The organism is Limnothrix sp. PR1529, assembly GCF_002742025.1.
Classification (GTDB): Bacteria; Cyanobacteriota; Cyanobacteriia; order CACIAM-69d; family CACIAM-69d; genus CACIAM-69d.
The window spans coordinates 41740-62366 of record NZ_LIRO01000045.1 but is presented as its reverse complement, the minus strand read 5'-3'; the positions used below and the strand labels follow the sequence as shown (position 1 = coordinate 62366).

23 protein-coding genes are annotated in these 20627 nt (G+C 52.3%); 13 read left to right on the top strand and 10 right to left on the bottom strand.

Going from position 1 to position 20627, the window contains the following annotated elements; genetic code table 11:
- Window positions 1-379: 379 nt before the first annotated feature.
- From AMR42_RS07505 to uvrA, 3 genes are all read right to left on the bottom strand, one after another.
- On the bottom strand, window positions 380-1174 hold the full coding sequence (locus AMR42_RS07505; protein WP_234406770.1) for a DUF1997 domain-containing protein: 795 nt from the start codon (window positions 1172-1174) through the stop codon (window positions 380-382).
- Between the two features lie 53 nt (window positions 1175-1227).
- Complete coding sequence (locus AMR42_RS07500) at window positions 1228-2163, bottom strand: N-acetylmuramoyl-L-alanine amidase (protein WP_099532835.1); 936 nt, start codon at window positions 2161-2163, stop codon at window positions 1228-1230.
- A gap of 127 nt (window positions 2164-2290) precedes the next feature.
- The gene (gene uvrA, locus AMR42_RS07495) at window positions 2291-5293 is read right to left on the bottom strand and encodes an excinuclease ABC subunit UvrA (RefSeq protein WP_099532834.1); all 3003 of its coding nucleotides are present in this window, start codon (window positions 5291-5293) and stop codon (window positions 2291-2293) included.
- Window positions 5294-5767: 474 nt separating this feature from the next.
- Here uvrA and AMR42_RS07480 point away from each other — a divergent pair, with 474 nt between their 5' ends.
- From AMR42_RS07480 to AMR42_RS07440, 9 genes are all read left to right on the top strand, one after another.
- The gene (locus tag AMR42_RS07480) at window positions 5768-6181 is read left to right on the top strand and encodes an element excision factor XisH family protein (RefSeq protein ID WP_099532831.1); all 414 of its coding nucleotides are present in this window, start codon (window positions 5768-5770) and stop codon (window positions 6179-6181) included.
- Window positions 6169-6504, top strand: coding sequence for a XisI protein (locus AMR42_RS07475; RefSeq protein WP_099532830.1), 336 nt, complete (start codon window positions 6169-6171; stop codon window positions 6502-6504). The genes AMR42_RS07480 and AMR42_RS07475 overlap by 13 nt, the downstream gene beginning before the upstream one ends.
- 99 nt (window positions 6505-6603) lie before the next feature.
- Window positions 6604-7050: a hypothetical protein gene (locus AMR42_RS07470; RefSeq protein ID WP_099532829.1), complete on the top strand. Its 447-nt coding sequence runs from the start codon at window positions 6604-6606 to the stop codon at window positions 7048-7050.
- A gap of 26 nt (window positions 7051-7076) precedes the next feature.
- Window positions 7077-7400 (top strand): nucleotidyltransferase family protein, encoded by a 324-nt coding sequence (locus tag AMR42_RS07465; RefSeq protein WP_099532828.1) that lies wholly within the window; start codon window positions 7077-7079, stop codon window positions 7398-7400.
- Window positions 7401-7432: 32 nt separating this feature from the next.
- The gene (locus AMR42_RS07460; RefSeq protein WP_234406768.1) at window positions 7433-7744 is read left to right on the top strand and encodes a DUF86 domain-containing protein; all 312 of its coding nucleotides are present in this window, start codon (window positions 7433-7435) and stop codon (window positions 7742-7744) included.
- 6 nt (window positions 7745-7750) lie between these two features.
- On the top strand, window positions 7751-8065 hold the full coding sequence (locus AMR42_RS07455) for a nucleotidyltransferase family protein (RefSeq protein WP_099532826.1): 315 nt from the start codon (window positions 7751-7753) through the stop codon (window positions 8063-8065).
- A complete protein-coding gene (locus tag AMR42_RS07450) occupies window positions 8058-8405 on the top strand; it encodes a DUF86 domain-containing protein (protein ID WP_099532825.1) in 348 nt (115 codons plus the stop codon). The genes AMR42_RS07455 and AMR42_RS07450 overlap by 8 nt, the downstream gene beginning before the upstream one ends.
- A gap of 60 nt (window positions 8406-8465) precedes the next feature.
- Window positions 8466-8798 carry a nucleotidyltransferase family protein gene (locus AMR42_RS07445; protein ID WP_099532824.1) on the top strand — a complete coding sequence of 111 codons (333 nt, stop codon included), beginning with the start codon at window positions 8466-8468 and terminating at the stop codon, window positions 8796-8798.
- Window positions 8782-9102 carry a DUF86 domain-containing protein gene (locus AMR42_RS07440; RefSeq protein ID WP_234406767.1) on the top strand — a complete coding sequence of 107 codons (321 nt, stop codon included), beginning with the start codon at window positions 8782-8784 and terminating at the stop codon, window positions 9100-9102. The genes AMR42_RS07445 and AMR42_RS07440 overlap by 17 nt, the downstream gene beginning before the upstream one ends.
- A 99-nt stretch (window positions 9103-9201) precedes the next feature.
- Here the strand turns inward: AMR42_RS07440 and AMR42_RS07435 are convergent, their stop codons facing one another.
- Window positions 9202-9462, bottom strand: a complete 261-nt coding sequence (locus AMR42_RS07435; RefSeq protein WP_199858118.1) for a hypothetical protein — start codon at window positions 9460-9462, stop codon at window positions 9202-9204.
- On the opposite strand from AMR42_RS07435, the gene AMR42_RS07430 reads away from it, so the two are divergent.
- From AMR42_RS07430 to AMR42_RS07420, 3 genes are all read left to right on the top strand, one after another.
- Window positions 9370-10020 (top strand): Uma2 family endonuclease, encoded by a 651-nt coding sequence (locus AMR42_RS07430; RefSeq protein WP_099532821.1) that lies wholly within the window; start codon window positions 9370-9372, stop codon window positions 10018-10020. The genes AMR42_RS07435 and AMR42_RS07430 overlap by 93 nt on opposite strands.
- 157 nt (window positions 10021-10177) lie before the next feature.
- Complete coding sequence (locus AMR42_RS07425) at window positions 10178-10699, top strand: hypothetical protein (RefSeq protein ID WP_099532820.1); 522 nt, start codon at window positions 10178-10180, stop codon at window positions 10697-10699.
- Window positions 10700-10754: 55 nt separating this feature from the next.
- Window positions 10755-11579, top strand: a complete 825-nt coding sequence (locus AMR42_RS07420) for a peroxiredoxin-like family protein (RefSeq protein WP_099532819.1) — start codon at window positions 10755-10757, stop codon at window positions 11577-11579.
- Between the two features lie 7 nt (window positions 11580-11586).
- Here the strand turns inward: AMR42_RS07420 and AMR42_RS07415 are convergent, their stop codons facing one another.
- The 4 genes from AMR42_RS07415 to AMR42_RS07400 form a co-directional block, all read right to left on the bottom strand.
- Window positions 11587-12696 carry a lipopolysaccharide assembly protein LapB gene (locus AMR42_RS07415; protein WP_099532818.1) on the bottom strand — a complete coding sequence of 370 codons (1110 nt, stop codon included), beginning with the start codon at window positions 12694-12696 and terminating at the stop codon, window positions 11587-11589.
- Between the two features lie 248 nt (window positions 12697-12944).
- On the bottom strand, window positions 12945-14393 hold the full coding sequence (gltX, locus tag AMR42_RS07410) for a glutamate--tRNA ligase (protein WP_099532817.1): 1449 nt from the start codon (window positions 14391-14393) through the stop codon (window positions 12945-12947).
- Window positions 14394-14654: 261 nt separating this feature from the next.
- Window positions 14655-15767, bottom strand: a complete 1113-nt coding sequence (locus tag AMR42_RS07405; protein WP_234406765.1) for a PD-(D/E)XK nuclease family protein — start codon at window positions 15765-15767, stop codon at window positions 14655-14657.
- Between the two features lie 108 nt (window positions 15768-15875).
- Window positions 15876-18173 carry an ATP-dependent helicase gene (locus tag AMR42_RS07400; protein WP_099532815.1) on the bottom strand — a complete coding sequence of 766 codons (2298 nt, stop codon included), beginning with the start codon at window positions 18171-18173 and terminating at the stop codon, window positions 15876-15878.
- Between the two features lie 190 nt (window positions 18174-18363).
- Between AMR42_RS07400 and AMR42_RS07395 the strand changes: the two genes are divergently transcribed.
- Window positions 18364-19008 (top strand): Uma2 family endonuclease, encoded by a 645-nt coding sequence (locus AMR42_RS07395; protein WP_099532814.1) that lies wholly within the window; start codon window positions 18364-18366, stop codon window positions 19006-19008.
- Between the two features lie 40 nt (window positions 19009-19048).
- Here the strand turns inward: AMR42_RS07395 and AMR42_RS07390 are convergent, their stop codons facing one another.
- The gene (locus AMR42_RS07390) at window positions 19049-19807 is read right to left on the bottom strand and encodes an energy-coupling factor ABC transporter ATP-binding protein (protein ID WP_099532813.1); all 759 of its coding nucleotides are present in this window, start codon (window positions 19805-19807) and stop codon (window positions 19049-19051) included.
- 130 nt (window positions 19808-19937) lie between these two features.
- Window positions 19938-20582: an energy-coupling factor transporter transmembrane protein EcfT gene (locus AMR42_RS07385; protein WP_099532869.1), complete on the bottom strand. Its 645-nt coding sequence runs from the start codon at window positions 20580-20582 to the stop codon at window positions 19938-19940.
- Window positions 20583-20627: the final 45 nt, after the last annotated feature.

Below are 20627 nucleotides of genomic sequence, written 5' to 3'. Positions count from 1 at the left end.
CTAGTATTTCAAGCTACAAAAATAATCTTTCTGCCGATACAGCCTTGATCTAAAATAATTGGCACGCCATATGGCAGATGCCATGAAGCAACGATTCGGTGGTCATTGCCCACCCACGGGCTAACCCGCTAACCTTTAGTGCGATTAGTGTAATTTCCAGCGCGATCGCCAACGCCAAAGGTTGTTAGCCAATTCCTAATGTGCTGATCCTGGCGTTAGGAAACGATCAAAAACAAAGACAAGGGGTTTAAACCCCTTGTCCGGATCCCTGGCCTAAGCTTCTGGTCTGCTGCCTGGGTCTCTTCTCAATGCTTGAGAAAATCAATGCTTGAGAAAACCCTTGAAGAAGAGCTGTTAGAAAAGCTGCTAAAAAAAGTTGCTAAAAGAAGCTGCGGTTGCGTTGCAATTGCTGGGGAAACGGCAAATTTTGGGACTCATGAAAATCTGTTTGTACCTTAGCCGTTAACCGGCGAGACACCTGGCGGACAATTTGCCCCAGCAGTCGATCGCCCGTTCTTTGAATCAATCCTTGGGGCAAAACCCGAATAAAGCGCGGAAACCACACATCCACATTCAAATCCAGCGTCCAAGTGACGTGGGTACTCACGGGTTGCTCGGCCGCTTCGTCGGGATTGTCCACCGCCACCAGTTTCATGGCGGCCTGGAAGTCTACGGCGTAGCCCGGTGGGTCATAGTCGGGCACGGGTACGGTGCGGATGCCATAAACGCCCTGTTCCGGCGGCAGGAGTTCGAGGCCCACTTTCGGTTCCACGTAATAGTCAAATGCGCCAAAGTGCCCGATCGTGATGGCATAGCTGTTTTGGTCGATCGGGTTGACCTGCATTGGATGAGCACAGCGGTGAAACCACTCCTGATGTCCATCGAGGTAGTTGGCAAAGGTTTCCGGGGCGGCGGCGATTTCCATGTAGTCCTCAAAGCGGTTATAGAACCGCATGGGCCCATCGCTGTCATCCTCGGCATCGGAGTCCGGTTGGGCGTTTTGAGCACCCTTCTGAGCGTCATTCTGGAAACCGTCTGGATTGCTACTCTGAGCGGTCTGCTGCGGGTTGTGAATATTGATTGACGGGTCTTGCGCCTCAAGGGCCGCATCGTCCGATCGCCCCTCGTTGGGATCGGATTCCGGTGACCAGTCAGGGGTAGAACGCATAGCCATGCAATATCAACACCTTGGAGACTATAGCCTGCTCGATCGCCCAACGTCCTGGCCTAGGGAACCAATTTGCCCCAGGTGGCTGGGCCCACCACCCCATCGGCTGTCAACCCTTGGGCTTTTTGATAGGCCAGCACTGCGCTAACCGTTGCGTCGCTGTATAACCCCGTGGGCGGAATATTCAATTGGAATTGTAAATAGCGCACTGCCGGGCCATAGCCGTGATTGGGTCGCAACACAACGCGATCGACCGTGATCGACGTGATCGCTTCCCACATGGCGCGATTGCTGGCTTCCGTTTCCGCAGGCGAAATGGCAAAGATGGTTTTGAGGCGTTGTTTCGCCTGGTTGGTTTGGGGCCCCAGCTTGCCATCGGCGGCCAAGGGCTGGCCCGTGGGTGTGGCGTAAACCTGCAACCGGTTAAGGGCCTGCTGCAATTTCACAATTTCTGGGTCGCTGGTGGCCGGGGGCGGCGTGGTGGCCGTTTGGCCGCCGGTCACGCCCGCCACGATCGCCCGCGCCATTTGGTCTGGGTCAAACCGCTTCATATCATCGACGGAATCCACAAAGCAGCATTCCACCAAAATGCTGGGCATATCCGTATGGGCTAGCACGTAGAAGTTGCCCTCTTTGATGCCACGGTTGACATAGCCCAGTTTCAGAATTTCCGTGAGCACGGGTTGGGCAAATTTCTTCCCAGAATTGCTGGCATACCAAACTTCAGAACCGCTGGTGCGGCCGTTGTAGCTGTTGAAGTGGATGGAGACAAATAAATCCACATTGTTGGCATTGGCGGTGGAACAACGCTTGGAAAGCGAGTCCATGACGCTGGAGGCGCTTTTGGGGGTGCAGTTCACCACCTGATGACCCAAGGCTTGCAGTTGACTGATCACCCTTGTGCCGACGGCGATCGTGAGGTCATCTTCTTTTTTGATGCCCACTGCGCCAGTGTCGGGGGCCGCGTTGTGGCCCATGTCAATCCCATATTTCATTGAATTCGGTCTCCTCGGGTCTCTCAGGCTGCTAATCAGTCTAGCCGTTGCATTGAGGGAGCGGCGACTGGGCGATCGCCCCTAGGCGGTTGTCTGGCGGGGGGGCAATCGCCACCCAATTTGAACATCACTCCCCGCAGGGAGGATGCTGCTCCAGGGCGAGCTTGAGATAGCGTCCCGTGTGGGAAACCGGATTCACCGCCACCTGTTCCGGCGTGCCGGTGGCGATGATTTGCCCACCCCGATCGCCCCCTTCGGGCCCCAGATCAATCACCCAATCGGCGCACCGGATGAAGTCCAAGTTGTGCTCGATCGCCAGCACCGTGTTGCCCTTATCCACCAGTCGTTGCACCACGTCCAGCAGCTTATGCACGTCATAGAACGAAAGTCCCGTGGTCGGCTCGTCGATCAGATACAGGGTTTTGCCGGTGGCTCGGCGGGATAGTTCCGTGGCCAGCTTCACCCGCTGGGCCTCGCCGCCGGAGAGGGTGGGGGCCGGTTGGCCGAGCTTGATGTAACCCAGACCCACATCGGAGAGGGTTTGCAGACGACTGACGGCTTTCGGCACATTTTGGAACACCTCCAGGGCCTCATCGATCGTCATTTCCAGCACGTCGGCGATCGAGTAGCCCTTGTATTTCACCTGGAGCGTTTCCCGGTTGTAGCGCTTGCCTTTGCAGACTTCGCACTGCACATAGACATCGGGCAAGAAATTCATTTCGATCGTGTTCACGCCCTGGCCGCCACAGGCCTCGCAGCGGCCACCCTTGACGTTGAAGGAAAACTGGCCGGCTTTGTAGCCCCGCGCTTTGGCCTCGATCGTCTGGGTGAACACGTCACGGATGATGTCAAACGCGCCCGTATAGGTGGCGGGGTTGGAGCGGGGCGTGCGCCCGATCGGGGATTGGTCGATCGCGATCGCCTTGTCGATATGTTGCAGGCCGCGAATATCGCCCAAATCCGCCGGAAACGGAATTTTGTGACCCAGGTGGTGATAGAGCGCAGGCAACAGCAGCTCATTCACCAAGGTGGACTTGCCGGAACCAGATACCCCCGTCACGCAAACAAATTTGCCCAGGGGCACTTCCACGCTTACGTGCTGCAAATTATTGCGGTAGGCATCCAAGATTTTCAGACTCAGGCCATTGCCCGATCGACGCTCGGCCGGGGTGCAAATTTGCCGCCGCCCGGACAGATAGGCCCCCGTTAAGGAGGTTTCCGCCTTCAGCAAATCCGCCAGGGAACCTTGGGCCACAATTTCGCCCCCATGGATGCCCGCGCCGGGGCCAATGTCCACCAAGTGATCCGCCGCCCGAATCGTGTCTTCATCGTGCTCCACCACAATCAGCGTGTTGCCCAAGTCCCGCAACCGGGTGAGGGTGGCCAACAGCCGATCGTTATCCCGCTGGTGCAGACCAATGCTCGGTTCATCCAACACATAGAGCACCCCCGTCAAGCCTGCGCCAATTTGGGTGGCTAGGCGGATCCGCTGGGCCTCGCCGCCGGAAAGGGTTGCCGCCGATCGATCCAAGGTCAAATAATCCAACCCCACATCGATCAAAAACTTCAACCGCGATTCCACCTCCTTCAGCGCCAAGGCCCCGATCGCCTGTTGCCGTTCTGACAGGAGCGATCGGCCATCAACGCTGCCCGTGAGTTGTTGCACCCGCGCCAAGGCCTCTCGTACCGACACATTGGTTAAATCAATAATTCGGTAGGGCCCCAAGCGCACGGCCAGTGCCTCCGGTTTCAACCGTTGACCCTGGCAAACCTCGCAAGCTTGATCGACTAAATATTGCTCTAGCTTTTGTTTGTATTGATCAGAGGTGGATTCGCGATATTGTCGATCCAAAATCGGCAAGATCCCTTCATACTTTCGGTGATAGCCCTGGCGTTCTCGGAATCGGGAATCCGTTTCAATCCAAATTGGTTTATCCGTGCCGTACAACAAGATCTGTTGCTGTTCTTCGCTGAGCTGGTTCCAAGGCGTTTGAATTTCAAACCCAAAGGCCTGCCCCACACTGTGCAGCAAGGATAGGTAATAGGTACTGTCCTTATCTGACCAAGGGGCCACCGCCGCATAGACCGGCAACTTGGGATCAGGAATTACCAATTCTGGGGAAAAGGTGCGTAAGAATCCCAATCCATGACAAGCGGGACAAGCCCCATAGGGTGAATTAAACGAAAAGAGTCGCGGCGACAATTCCTCCATCACCGCGCCATGTTCAGGGCAAGCAAAATTCTCAGAAAAAACCAAAGATTGGGGCAATTCTGTTGCCGTTTCGGAATTCGCTTCCCCATTGGTCGAATCCGCAGCCGTTGTGCCATTGGCTCCGGAATCCGTCGAATTAGCGGCGGGCAAAATATCCACCACAGCCACCCCGCCCGCATGTTTGAGGCAAGTTTGCAAGGAGTCAACGAGCCGCTCTTGGATGCCTTCTTTTTTAATTAGGCGATCGACCACAATTTCAATGTCGTGAAATTTGTTTTTATCCAGTTCGATCGCATCGCTCAGCTCGCGCACTTCCCCATCAATTCGCACCCGCGCAAAGCCTTCGGATACCAAACTCGATAGCAATTTTTTGTGGGTTCCTTTTTTGCCGCGCACCACCGGGGCCAGAATTTGGAACCGAGTCCGATCGGGCAGTTCCATCACCCGATCGCACATTTGATCGATCGCTTGGGGCGCAATTCCTCGATCGCAAACGGGACAATGGGGTTCACCGGCCCGCCCATAGAGCAACCGCAAATAGTCATAGATTTCCGTCACCGTGCCCACGGTCGATCGGGGGTTGTGGCTGGTGGATTTTTGGTCGATCGAAATGGCCGGACTCAGCCCCTCGATCGCGTCCACATCGGGCTTATCCACCTGTCCCAAAAACTGCCTTGCATAGGCGCTCAGGGACTCCACATAGCGCCGCTGACCCTCTGCAAAGATCGTGTCAAACGCCAACGAAGATTTTCCCGATCCCGACACCCCCGTAAACACAATTAATTGGTTGCGGGGCAGCTCCAAATCAAGATTTTTCAGGTTGTGTTGCCTTGCGCCGCGCACATGGATCCGCTCGCGGACTTCGGGAGACTGCGGCTGGCGATCGGGATGGGGACGGGAATTAGCAGAACTAGCCATGGGGGCAACCACCGCAACAAACGCCAGCAAATCGAAAATAGCGCTCTTTATCCTAGCGTTCGATCGGGGTGGGCGGCGGCGCAACGGTCAAGGGGCGCGTGCAAAATTGAACGATGGGAAGCGGGGTTCGTTGGCGCTGTCGCCGAAGCAGCTCAAGATTTTGGCTATTTTCCGAGCGATCGCCCTAGGGTGTGGGTAGGGTGTGAGCCGGACAGTCAGTTACGGGATCCGGAATCAAGCCCGTTGGCGGATCCAATGCGCGGCTATGTTTTGCGGGAGGTGAAACCGCATGTGGAGGATACGTTGATCAATTTGAGCAAGACTACAATTGGCTATGAGATTAGCTTTAACAAGTATTTTTACAAGCGCCAGCCGTTGTGATCGTTGGTGGAGGCAATGGCGGAGATTCTCCAACTTGAGGCAGAAACGGAGGGCTTACTCAAAAATCTGGTGAATTTTGCGGGGTTATGAGGAATGGCTAGAGATATGTTTCATGATCTGGTCAAGGCTGGATTGGAGGCAGAGGGATGGGTGATTACGGCCGATCCGTTATATCTATCGTTTGGTCGCGTTAATTTTGAGGTGGATTTAGCGGCGGAGCGGGTTATCGCAGCGGAACGGGAAAATCGGAAAATTGCAGTCGAAATCAAAAGCTTTGTGAAGTCGTCATTCATAACCGATTTTTATAGTGCATTGGGTCAATTTCTAAGTTATCGGTTGGCACTTCAGAGAGTCCAGCCAGATCGAGAGTTATTCTTGGCAGTGCCGCTGGAAACTTATGAACGCTTTTTTTCACTGGAATTTACGCAATCAGCAATTCAAGAATATTCACTACGGCTAATTATTTATGATTCTGAGCAGGGAGGTTTAGTGCGATGGATCGATTAATCATGTATCGCAATGCAATTAAACAATTATTGTCTGAGTACCACTCTGGGGAGCGTGTGGGAAATGCATACGAGTCTCAGTTGATTTTGGATGAGGTTCGCGATCACTATCTTTGGTTAGATTTAGGTTGGGAGGGGTCGAAGCGTATTTACCATCCGATTATGCATTTCGATATCAAGGATGGGCGGGTCTGGATTCAGGAAAATATGACGGATCAAGATCCGGCGGAAGATTTGATCGAGTTGGGGGTTGAGCGATCGGATATTGTCCTGGGGCTACAGCCACCGTTCAAGCGTCCATTTACTAATTATGGAGTGGCATAGTGATTAATTTTCTGAAACATAAGCGATCAGAAGAGCTGAATGAACTAAATTAAATTCTGATTGTTGAAGCTGTAACCGGAAAAAACAAGGTCTAAAACCATGCCAAAATCAAGCAAATACCAATGGGTTTATTCTCCCTCGAAGCAAAACAAACCCAAAGTCCCCGAAGCCGAAAAACAAGCCATTACCCAACAGGTGCAAACCCTGATCGACACTGACCTAGCCCCACGCTATCTCCACCAAGACCAACACGCCTACTTCCAAATCGAAAGCCTATTCATCAAATGGCATCGCAGCTTTATTTATCTCTGCTACACCTGCCGCCTCAAGAACTCGGAAGCCGTTGAAGCCGCGATCGCAGAATTCAAAGACAGCGTGATCAGAGAGGCGATCGAAGAGCGATTCACCCGCCTCGAATACGTCGCTCCCGACCAATTTAATCTCGCCTACTTCCGCCACACTGGTAAATGGTGGACAACCCACGAAAACATCACCCTTGATGCTGCACTCACCACCATTCGCGAATACGAAATCTATCACCCCTAATCCACGCCACCCAGGGCGATCGGCCCATGACCCCAGACACCCAAGCCCAACCCCTCACCGCCGAAACCGTCCTTGCAACCCTGCGCCAACTTTTCCCAACGCTTCAACAACAATACAACATCAAAAAACTCGGACTCTTTGGTTCCTACAGCCGCAACCAAGCCACCGCAGAAAGCGACATTGATCTACTTATCGAACTTGATTCCGACATCACCTTCGGTCTCATCACCTTTTGCCACATCGAAAATACCCTAAGCGAAAAACTCGGCAAAAAAGTTGATCTCGTGATTTCTGAAAACCTCAAACCCAGCCTGAAGCAAAATATCTTAGACGACGTGATTTATCTATGACTCCCAGAAAAATTAGAGACTTTCTCAACGATATGATTTCCTCGATCGACCTTACTCAGGAATTTATAGCCGGTCTAACCTTTAAAACATTTGAGGATGATCAGAAGACCATTTTTGCCGTAAGTCGAGCCATTGAAATCATTGGTGAAGCCTCCAAGCAGATTCCAAAAGAGATTTGCGAACAATATTCAGCGATTCCATGGAAAGCGATCGCAGGTATGAGAGACAAAATGATTCATCACTACTTTGGTGTGAACTTAAAAATACTCTGGAATACTGTTAATAATGATCTACCAGTCCTCAAACCAGAATTACTCAAAATCCTCAACAACCTAACAGACTAGAAAATTATGCTCAATGAACCAAAGCCAACAACCCTCACCGCTGAAACCGTCCTCGCAACCCTGCGCCAACAACCCAAGCTCTTTGAGCAATACAACATCAAAACCTTGGCCCTCTTCGGTTCCACCGCTCGCAACCAAGCCACCGAACACAGCGACCTCGATTTCTTAGTCGAATTTGTCGGAAAACCCACCTTTAAAGGATATATGAAACTAAAGTTCTACCTGGAAGAGCTGTTTCATAAGCCCGTCGATCTAGTGACTCAAAGATCAATCAAATCAATAATTCGAGACCAAGTTCTAAGCGAAGCAATCTATGTCTAGAAATATTCGGCTTTATATTCAAGATATTCTCGAAAGCATCTCTAAAATCCAAAAAGCAACCAGGGAGTATCAAAAGGCAGATCTACTAAAAAACGATATCGTTTTTGATGGTGTTATCTTGAATCTGCAAATCATCGGAGAATCAGTCAAGCAAATTCCGCTATCTATTCGAGAAAAATATCCACAAATTGACTGGAATAGCATCATTGGTCTACGAAATATCATCGCCCACACTTATTTTTCACTAGATCCAGAGATTATTTGGGACATCACTCAAACTGAACTTGATCCGCTCAAGAGCTGCATTGAAACTATTGAACAGAATGAAGATCTCAGTTAAATTCAGCCTGAATTAAAAAGCATCTGACTTAAAAAGCACCATCACGATCAACACAAAAACATGACAACCCTCACCGCCGAAACCGTCCTTGCAACCCTGCGCCAACAACCGAACCTTTTTGAGCAATACAACATCAAAACCCTCGCCCTCTTTGGTTCCACTGCCTGCAACCAAGCCACCGAACACAGCGACCTCGATTTCTTGGTTGAATTTGCTGGCGATCCAACCTTGAATTTATATATGAGTCTGAAATTTTTTCTCGAAGACTTATTTCAGAAAAAAATAGACTTAGTAATCCAAGAAGATATTAAACCCCAGATCAAAGAAAGCATTATTCAAAAGGCGATCTATGTCACGCAACCTCAAACTGTATCTAGTGGATATTCTCAATAGCATTGACAACATTCAAAGCGATACTACAAACATAAGCTATGAGGAATTTGTACAAGATCGACGGACAAAAGATGCAGTGATTCTCAACCTGCTCATCATCGGAGAAGCAACAAAACAGATTCCGCAAGACATTCGTGATCAACATCCAGAAATTCAATGGAAACAAATTGCAGGCATGAGAGATATGATCGCCCACGCCTATTTCAGTATCAACAATAAAATTGTCTGGAATATTATCGAAAATGATCTAGATTTTCTAAAAACCTGTATCAAAAATATTCAAAACAATGAAGAAGACCGTTGAAATGTTAGAAATAAGGATACTTAGCATGGTCAGCCAAACGAACACACATATTCTAACCGCCGAAATCGTCCTCGAAACCCTACGCCAACAATTAGTGGATTAGTCGATCGCAACTACTACCAAAGCGGTAACCCCAGTGACCATGATTCCAACCTCGCGATCGGGGCGGGCGGCGGCGCGGCCGAGACCGAAACGGTAGGATGGAAAGTGACGGGGCGATCGACTCAAGCCAATTTGCCCCAGTTCCCCGGCCAGGAGATTTTGCCCATGATCGCCCAACTGGACAAGCACCCCCAAAGCCTCGTTGTCTACAGCCCGGAAGCGTATCTTGATCGGGAAGTCAACAGCGATCAGCGTCATGAATACCGAGATGGAGTCATCATCCCCATGACTGGCGGAACCCCCCAACACAATCGCATTAGTGGATTGTTCTACGCACGCCTACTATTTGCACTGCTCAATCGTCCCTATGAAATCTTTCATACGGATCAGCGGCTGTGGATTCCTGAGCGGCGGATGTATACCTATCCCGATGTGATGGTGTTGCCCAAGCCGATCGAACTGCAAGCGGGTCGCAAAGATACGGTAACGAATCCCTTGCTGATTGCAGAAGTATTGTCCAAATCCACCCGAAACTATGATGGGGGCGAAAAATTTGCCGCCTATCGCACCATTCCCAGCTTTCAGGAATATCTCCTAATTGACCAATACGAAATGCGCGTTGAGCAATTCATCAAATTAGAAGATTGTGAGTGGCGATTTTTGGAATATCGCAAGCCTGAATCTACCCTTCAGCTCAAAACCGTTGAATTAACTTTGCAATTAACTGATCTTTATAGCAATATTGATTTTTCGGAAATGGATTCATCGACTGATGAGCTGGCGATGGATCAGCCGGAAGATCAACAGAATATTTGAAACGTCAAAACTGAGAGGCTGCGGATCTTAACAATTGATGCGGACAAAATGCTTAAGCAGCCTGCGCCGCAATCGTCTTTACTTTGTTAGTCCCCAAAGATCCTTTTCAGATACCCTCGTAAGCCCTGAGATTCAATTGAAAACCAAATTAACAGGCATGATTCAAAAATTCCAGAAAAACACTGCTCAAGAGCCAAGCGAGCAGCCCAAAACCCAGCTCAAAATCTTGAATCATAGGCTCATCAATCGTGGAGCTTGGCTCGGCTCTGGGGCGATCGCGATCGGGCTAATTCTGATAGCTAATCCTTTGCGGGCCCAGCTCCCCAGCAACAGCAATGATCCAAATAATGCGCCCGATCGACAGCCAACTATGGCCCTGATTTTGGAAAACCGTACCAAAGATGCTTTTATTCGGCGGTTTGTGATTCGAGAACGGCGCAATCGCCCCGGAACGGATTTATTAGCAAATTCCATTGGCATTTATCCCAACGAAGCTCGCCTCATGACCGGTAATTATCCGCGTCGGCTTTTGAGTTGTGTGGAGGTGGTTCCTGTCGGAGGGGGCGAGCCAGTCCGCCACATTGATATGGGACGGGTGCAAGTTGCAGGCAATCGAATTCGATTCAGCATTGAAGGAAATTGGAAAGAACCGCCCTTTGCACCGGGCCCTTGCCCCTAGACAATGTTCGCAAAATTCTAGCCTTGCCAATAGTCTTGGAAAGATCTTGAATGTCATGGATTCTTGCTACCCAATTTTGCAAAATTGCCAGCGTGAACGTGTGAGTGACGGCGCGATCGTCCCTGTTTTAGATGGGTGTGATCGGGCAGCCAAAATTCTGTTTATTGCTCTGCCCCAATTGGGGGATTTTGATAGTTTGGAATATGCCTGGTGGTTGCGTCGGGAGGCCGATCGCCTGCGTGATCACGAAATTGTGCTGCGGGCTGTGGGGATTGGCGATCGCTCCTCGGGGGAAAAGTTTTGCGATTACACGGGGTTTCCCGCCGAAGCGCTGTTGATCGATCCCACGGCGGATCTCCATCGAGAATTGGGGTTGTATGGCGGTTTAACCCGATCGTGGTTGGGTTTGCGATCGGGCCAAAGTGCTTGGGTGAATTTGATGTTGATGTGCGCGGGCATTGGCAGTCCGGGCACGCTGGCGGAGGTGTTTCGGGGTTACCGGGGCGATCGCGCTGCGCCGCAGTTGATCGCTGACGACGAAACGATCGACACGAAATTACTGCCCCCGATCAAGGGTGAATTTTTTGCCCTGGCCGGTGGGCGCGGGTTTCAGCGTCCCTTTGAGCTGGCTACCTTGCGACTGCGAAATATGGTGGAAGTGTTGAGCCACTGGAATCGCTACGTTCCTGATGCTCAATATATGACCCAACGGGGGGGAACCTTTGTGTTCGATCGCGCCGGGACGTTGCTTTATGAACACCGCGATCGGGGAATTCTGGGCTTTGCCGCGAACATGGCTAATCCCTTGGCTTTCCTAGATCAGTTGGAACCGCCGAATTTGAACCCATCCCAGGCCGCGACGGTTGGCGACCCGGCTTAACCGCCCATCACTTGGGCAGAGCATCACGGGCGGCGATCGCATCGGGAACCCCCAAGGCGGCCGCGCGATCGAACGCTTCCCGGGCCTCAAAATTTCGCCCCTGCTTGGCCAACGCGCGACCTAATTTGAAATGGGCCATGCCCGTGTTGGGCTGCAACTCCACCAACCGCCGATAGCCAATAATCGCCACCAGCACATCGCCCGATTCCAAACTCAGATCCGCCAGAGCCTCTTGGGCATCGTAGGAATCTCCATCGGCCGACACCGCCCGTTGATAGGCGGCGAGCGCTCCAGGAATATCGCCCTGTTCCCGCAGAATTTTGCCAATTTGCAGATGAACGGTTGGATTTCGCGGATTCAGTCGAGCTGCCTGGGCAAAAGCCGCCGTGGCCTCCGTGCTGTTGCCGGCCGCCAACCAGGCCACCCCGAGCGAAACATAGGTGCTGTCGCGGCGGGGGTTCAGCTTTTGGGCCGCTTGCAACGCCGCGATCGCCTGTTGCACTTCGCCGGTCTTCAGTAGGGTTAGCCCCACAAACTCCTGGGCGGTCGCATTCCGGGGATCCAGATTCAGAACTTGACGGTAGGCTTGCAGTGCGCCGCTGTAGTTGGCCTGGCGATAGAGCACGGCTCCCAGCCCCAAATGGGCATTCAGGTGACGCTCATCCAACTGCACTGCACGGTAGTAGGCGGCTAAGGCTGGCTCCAGGTCGTTAGTGTTGGCAAAGCTGAACCCAAGGGCATAGAAAAATTCAGCATTGCGCGGATCAAGCACCGTTGCCTGTTGATAGGCCCGGGCCGCTTCTGCGAAGTTGCCGCGCATGGCTTGCACATAGCCAATGCCGGAATAGATGCGGGCGTTGTCTCGATCGAGCTGGGCCGCCCGTTCATAGATCACTAGGGCCGATTCCCAATCGCGCCGCTGCACAAACTGCTCGCCCCGCTCGATCAGATCCTGAAGTTGGGGATTATTGCTGCTGTTGCTGACTTGGGCCAGGGTGAGGGGACTGGCTTGGGCTAACTCGGGGGCCAGCCCGATCGCCCCGAACCAAACCAGTAACCCCAGCGATCGCCCAATCAGCCGACGGTGGCGGGGTTGAAACAGGGATTGAATGGCCATAGTTGCGGTTTCGATCCTTGCGCGATCGAGCGAGTGGAAGCGTTACAGGAGATCTCTTGCCAAAGATTTATTGCCAAAAATCTCTTGCCAAAGATTTAAAGATTTACTGCCAAAAATCTCTTGCCAAAGATTTAAAGATTTACTGCCAAAAATCTCTTGCCGAAGATCTTAGGGCTTGCGGGGCCATCCCATCTGTGGACAGGCAACCAAAGACAAGGGGCTTCAGCCCCTTGCCATCCTGCTGGGATCTACCCTTGGGCGATCGCCTGGCCCGCCGCAATCCGGGCGCGATCGAACCCGCGTTGGTTCAGGATCTGCCAAGTGGGAACCATCTCCGGCCCCTGCATTGCCCCCATCAAGGTGGCCCGCAGAGTCCGCATCACCTGGCCCTTCTTCGTGCCCGTGGACTTCACCACCTGATTAATCAGCGCCATAGCCGCGTCGTGATCCAAGGGCTGGTCGGTCAAGCCCTCTGCCAGCGCCGCCAAAATCTCCGCGCCGCCGGCCTGGGCCAGTTGGGCCTTGGCTTCGTCGGTGTAGTCCACCGTTTCGCTAAAGAACAGCTTGGCCGCCTCAGGCGCTTGATCCAACCGGACGATCGCCGTGGCCAGCAGACCCGCCAAAGCCTCCAGCCAGGGGCGATCGGCTACGGGGTCGAAGCTGTAGCCCGCGCCTTGCCAGTAGGGAATCAGGCGATCGAGCAGCTCGGCCGGCGGCATCTTGTGCAGATATTGGGCGTTCAGCCAGTTCAGCTTGTCCCAATCGAACTTCGCGCCCGCCTTGTTCACGCGATCGATCTCAAATTGGGCGGCCGCTTGCTCCAGCGAAAACACCTCGTCCATCCCTTCCGGCGGAGCCCAGCCCAGCAGGGTCATGTAGTTGGCGATCGCCTCGGACAAATAGCCCATGTTGCGGAATTCCGAGACCGACGTGGCCCCGTCCCGCTTCGAGAGCTTGCGCCCTTCCCGGTTCAGGATCAGCGGCGTGTGGGCAAACTCGGGAACCGTTGCGCCCAGGGCTTCGTAGAGCAAAATTTGCTTGGCAGTGTTGGCGATGTGGTCTTCACCCCGGATCACGTGGGTGATTTGCATATCAATGTCATCGACCACCACGGCCAAGTTATAGAGCGGTTGCCCCACATCATCGATGCCGGCCGCCCGGGCCACCACCATGTCGCCACCCAGGTCAAAGCCTTTCCATGTCACCGTGCCGCGCACCCGATCGTTCCAAGCGATCGTCCGCTTGTCATCAATTTTGAAGCGGATCACCGGCTGGCGACCTTCGGCGATGAAGGCGGCTTCCTGCTCGGGGGTCAGGTTGCGGTGGCGGTTGTCGTAGCGGGGCGCTTCGTTGCGGGCTTTTTGGCCCTCGCGCAGGTGCTCCAGTTCTTCCGGGGTGGTGTAGCAGCGGTAGGCCAAGCCCTTGTCGAGCAGGGTTTGGATCGCTTGCTTGTAAAACTCATTGCGCTTCGACTGGTAGAACGGGCCTTCATCCCAGTTCATGCCCAGCCATTGCAGGCCTTCGAGGATGTTGGCTTCAAATTCGGGGCGCGATCGCTCGGTGTCGGTGTCTTCAATCCGCAGCACAAAGGTGCCACCCGTGCGACGAGCATAAAGCCAGTTAAAGACGGCGGTGCGGGCCGTGCCGATGTGGAGATTTCCGGTGGGGCTAGGAGCGAGGCGAACGCGAACGGACACGATGGTGTTGGGGGCTAAAGGATTGTCATAAAGCGGCTTTGATTGTAGCGGGTTGCGGCCCTGACGGGGGGCGATCGGTTGGCAGGACTAGTCCATACTCAAAACCGCACCGCATTCGTGATCACACCAAGACTCAGCTCCAACAAAACCAAAGACATCAATAGGGATTCCTTTATTTTCTCGATGCCGAATTAAGAAATTGAGGTACTAGGAACCTTGGAAGAGAGTAAAGCCATGAGGAGAATGGAATAGGTATCACCTCTAGCCTAAGGGTAGCTTGGGTAATGTCTCCGCAGAATAGCTAGGACAAAATGTTCGTGCATCGCAAACATTACAGGTTTCTTCATCTGAAGAGTTTTTCTCCCAAGTAGATATTAAGCGTCCCTGCTTAAGTTCCTTGGCTCGACAAATTTCAATCCTGGCTACTGTCTCGTCAAATTTATCTAAAGCCTCTTGAATTGAATTGAGATCTACGGTTACTACTCGGATTGCTCGCTTTAACCGATACGCCAACGGTAAATTTGGCACAGGCTGAGATGGTCGCCAACTTTTCAGAACCCGATCCTCCAAACTCCACTTCTCCGGCAAAACATCGGTCGTTCCTTTCTCAATTTCCTGTTTCAGACGAACTATATCCTGCCGGGTTGGCAATAACTCATTCAGGTAGATCAATACTCCGGCTACAACAGGTAAACTCTCCTGCTGTTTTCCTCTCAGATAAGCATAGGTTTGGGTTTGCCAAGCATAGATATCCCAAAAACTCAGATTATTCTCTGTCACTGTCTTCGGTGGACGACGCATTCCTTTATAGTCAATAATCACCTCAAAAGAATCCGACACATCTCGCTGAATTCCCTGCAAAATCATACGTAGAAGCTCATTATTCTGAAGCTCAGGAGCATGAAGTTCCACATGGGTAATCACATCTACAACCCCAGAAACCTCATAGCGATCTGCCTCTCTCGTTTGGTATTGGATCGGAATCAGATCCTTAGGAAGAGGTCTTGCCCCAGTAAGTCGCACCTCCGCCTTGCTGATCATCGGGAAAAGTAAAACACCTAACTCATTCACAGCCATTTTTGCCCGTTTATAGCCCAACTCCTCTAAATCCTGACTCCACGGAAACAACCCTTGTGCTGCAACACGCTTATTCACCAACTGACACATCTCATCCAGCAGATCATCAGTGTAAGGAGGAGCTTGCGGAGCCTGAATCTCCGGTATTCCTAGATAACGACGGTAGGCTTCCTCAAGGACACCATGGATAAAGGAACCAAACCAAGCTTGGAGGGGACGGGTCGCAGGTAACTTGCCGATTTTGGTATAGCGATATTGCAGTCCACACCGCAAAAAGCCGAGTAAATCTCCCGTCAAACTATAGGAGGGCAAGGAATATACTGGGGGTCTTTTGGAAAGTCGCATAGATTTATTGTTGTTCTCAGAATTACAAAGTCAATTACGAAATGTCTGAGTCACAAGCCACTAGATACCGTAGAACGGAAACGCATTAAGCCATTCCGATTGCCCTGTTCTCTGCCATCCCAAAGCCACATTCGGAATCGGTTTTCTGTCACGGGGTAAAGCAGAGTCTAAACCCACCAACAGCAAAATTTCTTGGGGACGACTATACGCCACAAAATACTGTCGATAAAGATCATCAAAACAGCGATCGCCCCCTGAGCGAGTATCCACATTGAGGGTGGTGTGAGAACGTACCATATTTTCGATGATTTGGGATGTTCCCTCTTTTTTAGGAAAACGCTTAAAAGCTTGAGAGTGATGGTTGGTCTTGAACTCAGAACCCACATCGATAATCACGAGGGGAAACTCCAACCCTTTAGCTTGGTGGATCGAGATAATGCTCAGGCGATCGCGTGGAAAGGTTTCCATCAGTTCTTCGTTGACCCCGACAGAGCCGGAAGCAATAGGAGAAAGAAAATTACGCAAGAGTTCCCGTACTGACGCATCACCAAGGCTGGGCTTATCAGGTTCCCAAATGACTCGTCCCTTAAATTTGCCAACCTGCTCCGACGCAGAAAGTTGACGGGTAAAGACCTCTAGGAAAACTTGACCCTCTGGATCGTCATAGAACTCCGGAAAGAAGTGGGTGATGGCATAGATTAAGTCCAACACTGGGACGGACCGTTTCCACCTCGGATTGCTTTGATGATTTGCCCAACCATCAATAAAATCCTTGAGTGCTGGGGAAGCATTTGGCGATCGCAGATAGTCCATTGCCACCTCACGCCAATTATCAAAGGTCGTCAGCGAACTATTATCTAGGTTATTTGTCCCCTCGATCACTGACCCATCGCCATCGAGAGCTTCCAGCAATAGTCCGCCCAACAATGCCACCCTCGGCTCTTCCGTCAGGGTCTGACCACGGGGGTTAAATACCGACAGGCGATCGCCGAACTTTTCTCGCAGGAGACCGGGTAACCGTAATGAGCCATCTTGTTTCCGCTCCCTTGGACTACTGCAAAGCAGGGCACAATCACCAACATCCCCACCCTTCTCAGCACATTGGATCAGTTCACCATTAGGCAAACGGTAGCCATCCCCCCGAAAGACTTTTTCAATAAAATCCGCCAGATCCGTCGCCAACTCATCGAGGTTTTCACGGAACATCCCCAAAATGGGCAGTCCTTGCTCGGCATTTCCTCCGGCAATCAGAGGAGGTTTCGATTTAACCCGCACTTCCTGATATTGGCGATCAAGGGTCACATAATCATTTACAAATTCGATGATGTTCTTGGTAGAGCGATAGTTTGTCCGCAAAAAGACCGTCTTCGGTGTTTCCCCAAAGAACCCGTGATGCCGTTCATCAAATCGACTAAACAATTCAACCGTTGCCCCCCGGAAGCGATAGAGGCTTTGGTCATCGTCTCCCACCACCGTCAAAGCGGCTTGGCTAACCTGACTCAGCTCAAAGTAGATTCTTTCCTGAAGGAGGTTACTGTCTTGATATTCGTCCACCAGCACAGCCCGAATTCTTTCGGTAAACTCCGGTAACTTCCTCTCCTGCAAGCGTTCCAAGAGGGTTTGCTCAAGGATGGCAAAGTCCACCATCAATTCCTCATCGAGGGCAGCACGATAGTCCTCCATAATTTCTCGTAAGGTATCGGCAACCTCTGGCTTATCCAAGCTACCGAGAAAACCTTCCCAATCGACCTGATCTTGAAACTGTCGATCCCAGAGCTGGAGGAGGTAATCGTTCTTTTTCCCAGTGTTGAATCCAAAGCGATTATTGTTCTGGAATGCCAGCAAAAACTGCTCTAAGTCTCCATCTTGGTAACGTTGGTCTTTGAAGAGTCCTTCCCGCAGCATCAAAGTTTTACTGACAAACTCATCGATGAGAATTGGGGGTTGGGTTCCCGGTTCGCGATAATCTCGCAGAATTTTCTCGCAAAGGCTATCCAGAGTCCCAGTCAGAATCTGGTTGATGTCCAACTTACGGAGTTTATCTTTAGTAGAATCAGTTAGCTCAGGATCTCGTTCTAGTTCCTCCAGCAGCAAAAATCCCCATCCCAAGATGCGAGATCGCAGTTCTTCTGCTGCCTTTTTGGTGAAGGTAGTGGCGAGGACGCTTTCGGGGGGCAATCCATCGACCAGAATAAGTTTGAGAATACGGAGAGTGAGACAGGTGGTTTTTCCTGTACCGGGGCCCGCAACAACAAAGAGAGGCTGATCTGGTGGGGTTTCTAGAGCTTGTCTTTGTTCTTCGTTAGGGAGATACCGGAATTTTCCGTAATTGCGGTAAAAGTCTTGGAGGGTAATCATGCTTAAGGATAAAAGTCATTTAATTGACATGATATCAATATTCATCGAATGTTTTTGTGAAAAGATAATTGTCTCGCAAAACATCTTCCTGTGCCATCATTGAAGTATTGCTTGATCGATTAGGCTAGTTTGGAAAGGTGTTCGATCGTTTAGCACCCAAGGATCAACCGATCAACGGGTGACAACCCCTATGAGCCAAGTTTGCCCGCCTAGTCAACCAGCGACCGAATCGATTAACCGCTTGTCGCTGCAATCCATCGCACCCGAGCAAATTTATCGCTTCACGATCGCGGAGTACGAGCGCCTTTATGAAACCGGCATTCTCGGCCCTGAAGTTTATACGGAACTCATTCACGGCATTGTTCTAAACCTGATTTCAACCAGTCCGCAACATGCCGCTTGCATTAATCGGTTAGCTCGGGATTGGGTCTTGTCCCTGCAAAAAAGGGCGATCGTGAGTGTTAAAAATCCGCTCAATTTGGGTGATGATTCGCAGCCGCAGCCAGACTTGGTGCTGTTGGAGCGGGCGGATGATTTCTATGCAAGCTATGGCCCTAAACCCAGCAATGTGCTGTTGCTGATTGAGGTGGCAGATTTTACCGCCAAATATGATCGCGAGGTCAAAGGGCCACTCTACGCACGATCGGGGATTGGCGAGTTTTGGCTAGTGGATTTGGAGCACAAAAAACTCGAGGTTTATCGTGATCCCAGTTCCGAGGGCTATCAAACCAAATTCACCCTCACCGCTGCCGATCGCGCCGCTTGCTTGGCCTTTCCCGACGAATCGATCGCCCTGTCAGACCTTTTTGGAAACCCAGCAGAATCATCCGCATAATTCGAGACATTGGTTGCTCGTTATTGCGCCAATGATTTTGCTAATAATCCAGCGGTAAATCGTAGGATTCCAACAGCGCCCGATCGCCCAATAATTCCGCCGTGGGTCGATCTTCTCGGATCCGCCCATGGGACAAAATCAAGGCTCGATGGGTGGTTTTGCCAATCCATTGCAAATCATGGGAAGCCACAATCAGCGATTGAATGGGCAAGGTTTCCAAAACCTGAGCGAGCGATCGTCGCCACCGAGGATCGAGGCCCGTGGTTGGCTCATCCAACACCAAAATGGCCGGCTCCAGGGCCAGCACGGCCGCCAAGGCCGCCAACCGCCGCTGCCCCCCCGAAAGTTCATGGGCCGATCGCCCCTCAAAGGCCAACAGATCAAAACGGGCTAGGAGTTCCCTGGCTTGGTTTTTGGCTTGGGCGATCGGGATGCCATAGTTCAGCGGCCCAAACATCACATCTTCCAAGATGGTCGGCATAAACAATTGGTCGTTGGCATCCTGGAAACAAAAGCCCAAGCGGCGGCGAATGGTGGGCAAGGTGCGCGGCTCCACCCGGGTTCCCCCAATCCACACAGCGCCCCGGCTCGGTTGCTTCAGGCCAATCAGTTGCTCCAAGAGGGTGCTTTTGCCACAACCGGTGGGCCCCAACAGGGCCACCCGATCGCCCGGCTCCAAAGCAAAGGAAATTCCCTGCAAAACCGGCGGCTGTTGGGGATAGGCAAATTGCAAATCTTGCACCAAAACGGCGGCCGACACTTCAGCGCGATCAAGCTCGCATTTAGAAAAAAGGGTCATGAAACTGTTGCGGCGGCCATGCGATCGAACTTTATTCCTGCTTGCTCAACCTTAAAGGGATTAGGGCAACAGCGCCAAACCAGCACCCGTTGGCATCGTCCCAAAGGGGGGCAAACCTGCGCCGAAACCCCTACTCAAAACCGTAGGAGCCGATCGCCAGACCAGCAGCCCCCACCGCCGCCCCCCACAACCACCAGCGATGGTGTGGCGGGCTGGGGTGCAATAGGGGCAAGGCTCCCCCATAGCCCCGAACCACCATGGCCGCGTAGACCCGCTCAGCGCGATCGAGACTGCGCAAATACAGAGAGCCGATGGTGGCGGCGCTGACATAGCGCAACCAACTGCCCGGCCCCGACAGCCCCCGACAGGCGGCCGCCCGCTGCATCCGTTGCACCTCGTCGATCACAATTTCCAGGTATTGCCCCGCCAAGAGGGCCGTTTCTCGCAAAGCGGCCGGCAGCGGCAAACTTTTCAAGGCGATCGCCAAACTATGGGGCGGCAGGGTCAACAACACCCCATTCATCAGCAACAGGCAAACCAGCGATCGCGCCATCAGGAAGCTGGCCCGCTCCCAACCGTGGGGCAAGGCCGCCAGGCTCAGAAACACCAGTTCCGCCCCCAACAGGCCCAGGAGCGATCGCGCCGGAACCCGCAACCAGCAAACCCAGGCGATCGCCAAACTGCCATAGACCGCCAACGGGGCCCAAGCGCCCACCCGCAAGCAAGCAGCCCCCAATACCCAAATCAGAGCCAACCGCAACCGCAACACCACCAGGGCCGGGCCCGGAGTCGATCGCTCCGAACCCCATGTTGATTGGCG

Excerpts from the sequence above, each read along its gene's own strand:
- AMR42_RS07480 (WP_099532831.1), top strand. The coding sequence starts at position 5,768 with ATGGCTAGAGATATGTTTCATGATCTGGTCAAGGCTGGATTGGAGGCA.
- AMR42_RS07500 (WP_099532835.1), bottom strand. The coding sequence starts at position 2,163 with ATGAAATATGGGATTGACATGGGCCACAACGCGGCCCCCGACACTGGC.
- AMR42_RS07470 (WP_099532829.1), top strand. The coding sequence starts at position 6,604 with ATGCCAAAATCAAGCAAATACCAATGGGTTTATTCTCCCTCGAAGCAA.
- AMR42_RS07435 (WP_199858118.1), bottom strand. The coding sequence starts at position 9,462 with ATGACGCTGATCGCTGTTGACTTCCCGATCAAGATACGCTTCCGGGCT.
- uvrA (WP_099532834.1), bottom strand. The coding sequence starts at position 5,293 with ATGGCTAGTTCTGCTAATTCCCGTCCCCATCCCGATCGCCAGCCGCAG.
- AMR42_RS07430 (WP_099532821.1), top strand. The coding sequence starts at position 9,370 with ATGATCGCCCAACTGGACAAGCACCCCCAAAGCCTCGTTGTCTACAGC.
- AMR42_RS07455 (WP_099532826.1), top strand. The coding sequence starts at position 7,751 with ATGCTCAATGAACCAAAGCCAACAACCCTCACCGCTGAAACCGTCCTC.
- AMR42_RS07425 (WP_099532820.1), top strand. The coding sequence starts at position 10,178 with ATGATTCAAAAATTCCAGAAAAACACTGCTCAAGAGCCAAGCGAGCAG.
- AMR42_RS07505 (WP_234406770.1), bottom strand. The coding sequence starts at position 1,174 with ATGGCTATGCGTTCTACCCCTGACTGGTCACCGGAATCCGATCCCAAC.
- AMR42_RS07400 (WP_099532815.1), bottom strand. The coding sequence starts at position 18,173 with ATGATTACCCTCCAAGACTTTTACCGCAATTACGGAAAATTCCGGTAT.
- AMR42_RS07395 (WP_099532814.1), top strand. The coding sequence starts at position 18,364 with ATGAGCCAAGTTTGCCCGCCTAGTCAACCAGCGACCGAATCGATTAAC.
- AMR42_RS07445 (WP_099532824.1), top strand. The coding sequence starts at position 8,466 with ATGACAACCCTCACCGCCGAAACCGTCCTTGCAACCCTGCGCCAACAA.
- AMR42_RS07465 (WP_099532828.1), top strand. The coding sequence starts at position 7,077 with ATGACCCCAGACACCCAAGCCCAACCCCTCACCGCCGAAACCGTCCTT.
- AMR42_RS07390 (WP_099532813.1), bottom strand. The coding sequence starts at position 19,807 with ATGACCCTTTTTTCTAAATGCGAGCTTGATCGCGCTGAAGTGTCGGCC.
- AMR42_RS07450 (WP_099532825.1), top strand. The coding sequence starts at position 8,058 with ATGTCTAGAAATATTCGGCTTTATATTCAAGATATTCTCGAAAGCATC.
- AMR42_RS07420 (WP_099532819.1), top strand. The coding sequence starts at position 10,755 with ATGGATTCTTGCTACCCAATTTTGCAAAATTGCCAGCGTGAACGTGTG.
- AMR42_RS07415 (WP_099532818.1), bottom strand. The coding sequence starts at position 12,696 with ATGGCCATTCAATCCCTGTTTCAACCCCGCCACCGTCGGCTGATTGGG.
- AMR42_RS07460 (WP_234406768.1), top strand. The coding sequence starts at position 7,433 with ATGATTTCCTCGATCGACCTTACTCAGGAATTTATAGCCGGTCTAACC.
- AMR42_RS07475 (WP_099532830.1), top strand. The coding sequence starts at position 6,169 with ATGGATCGATTAATCATGTATCGCAATGCAATTAAACAATTATTGTCT.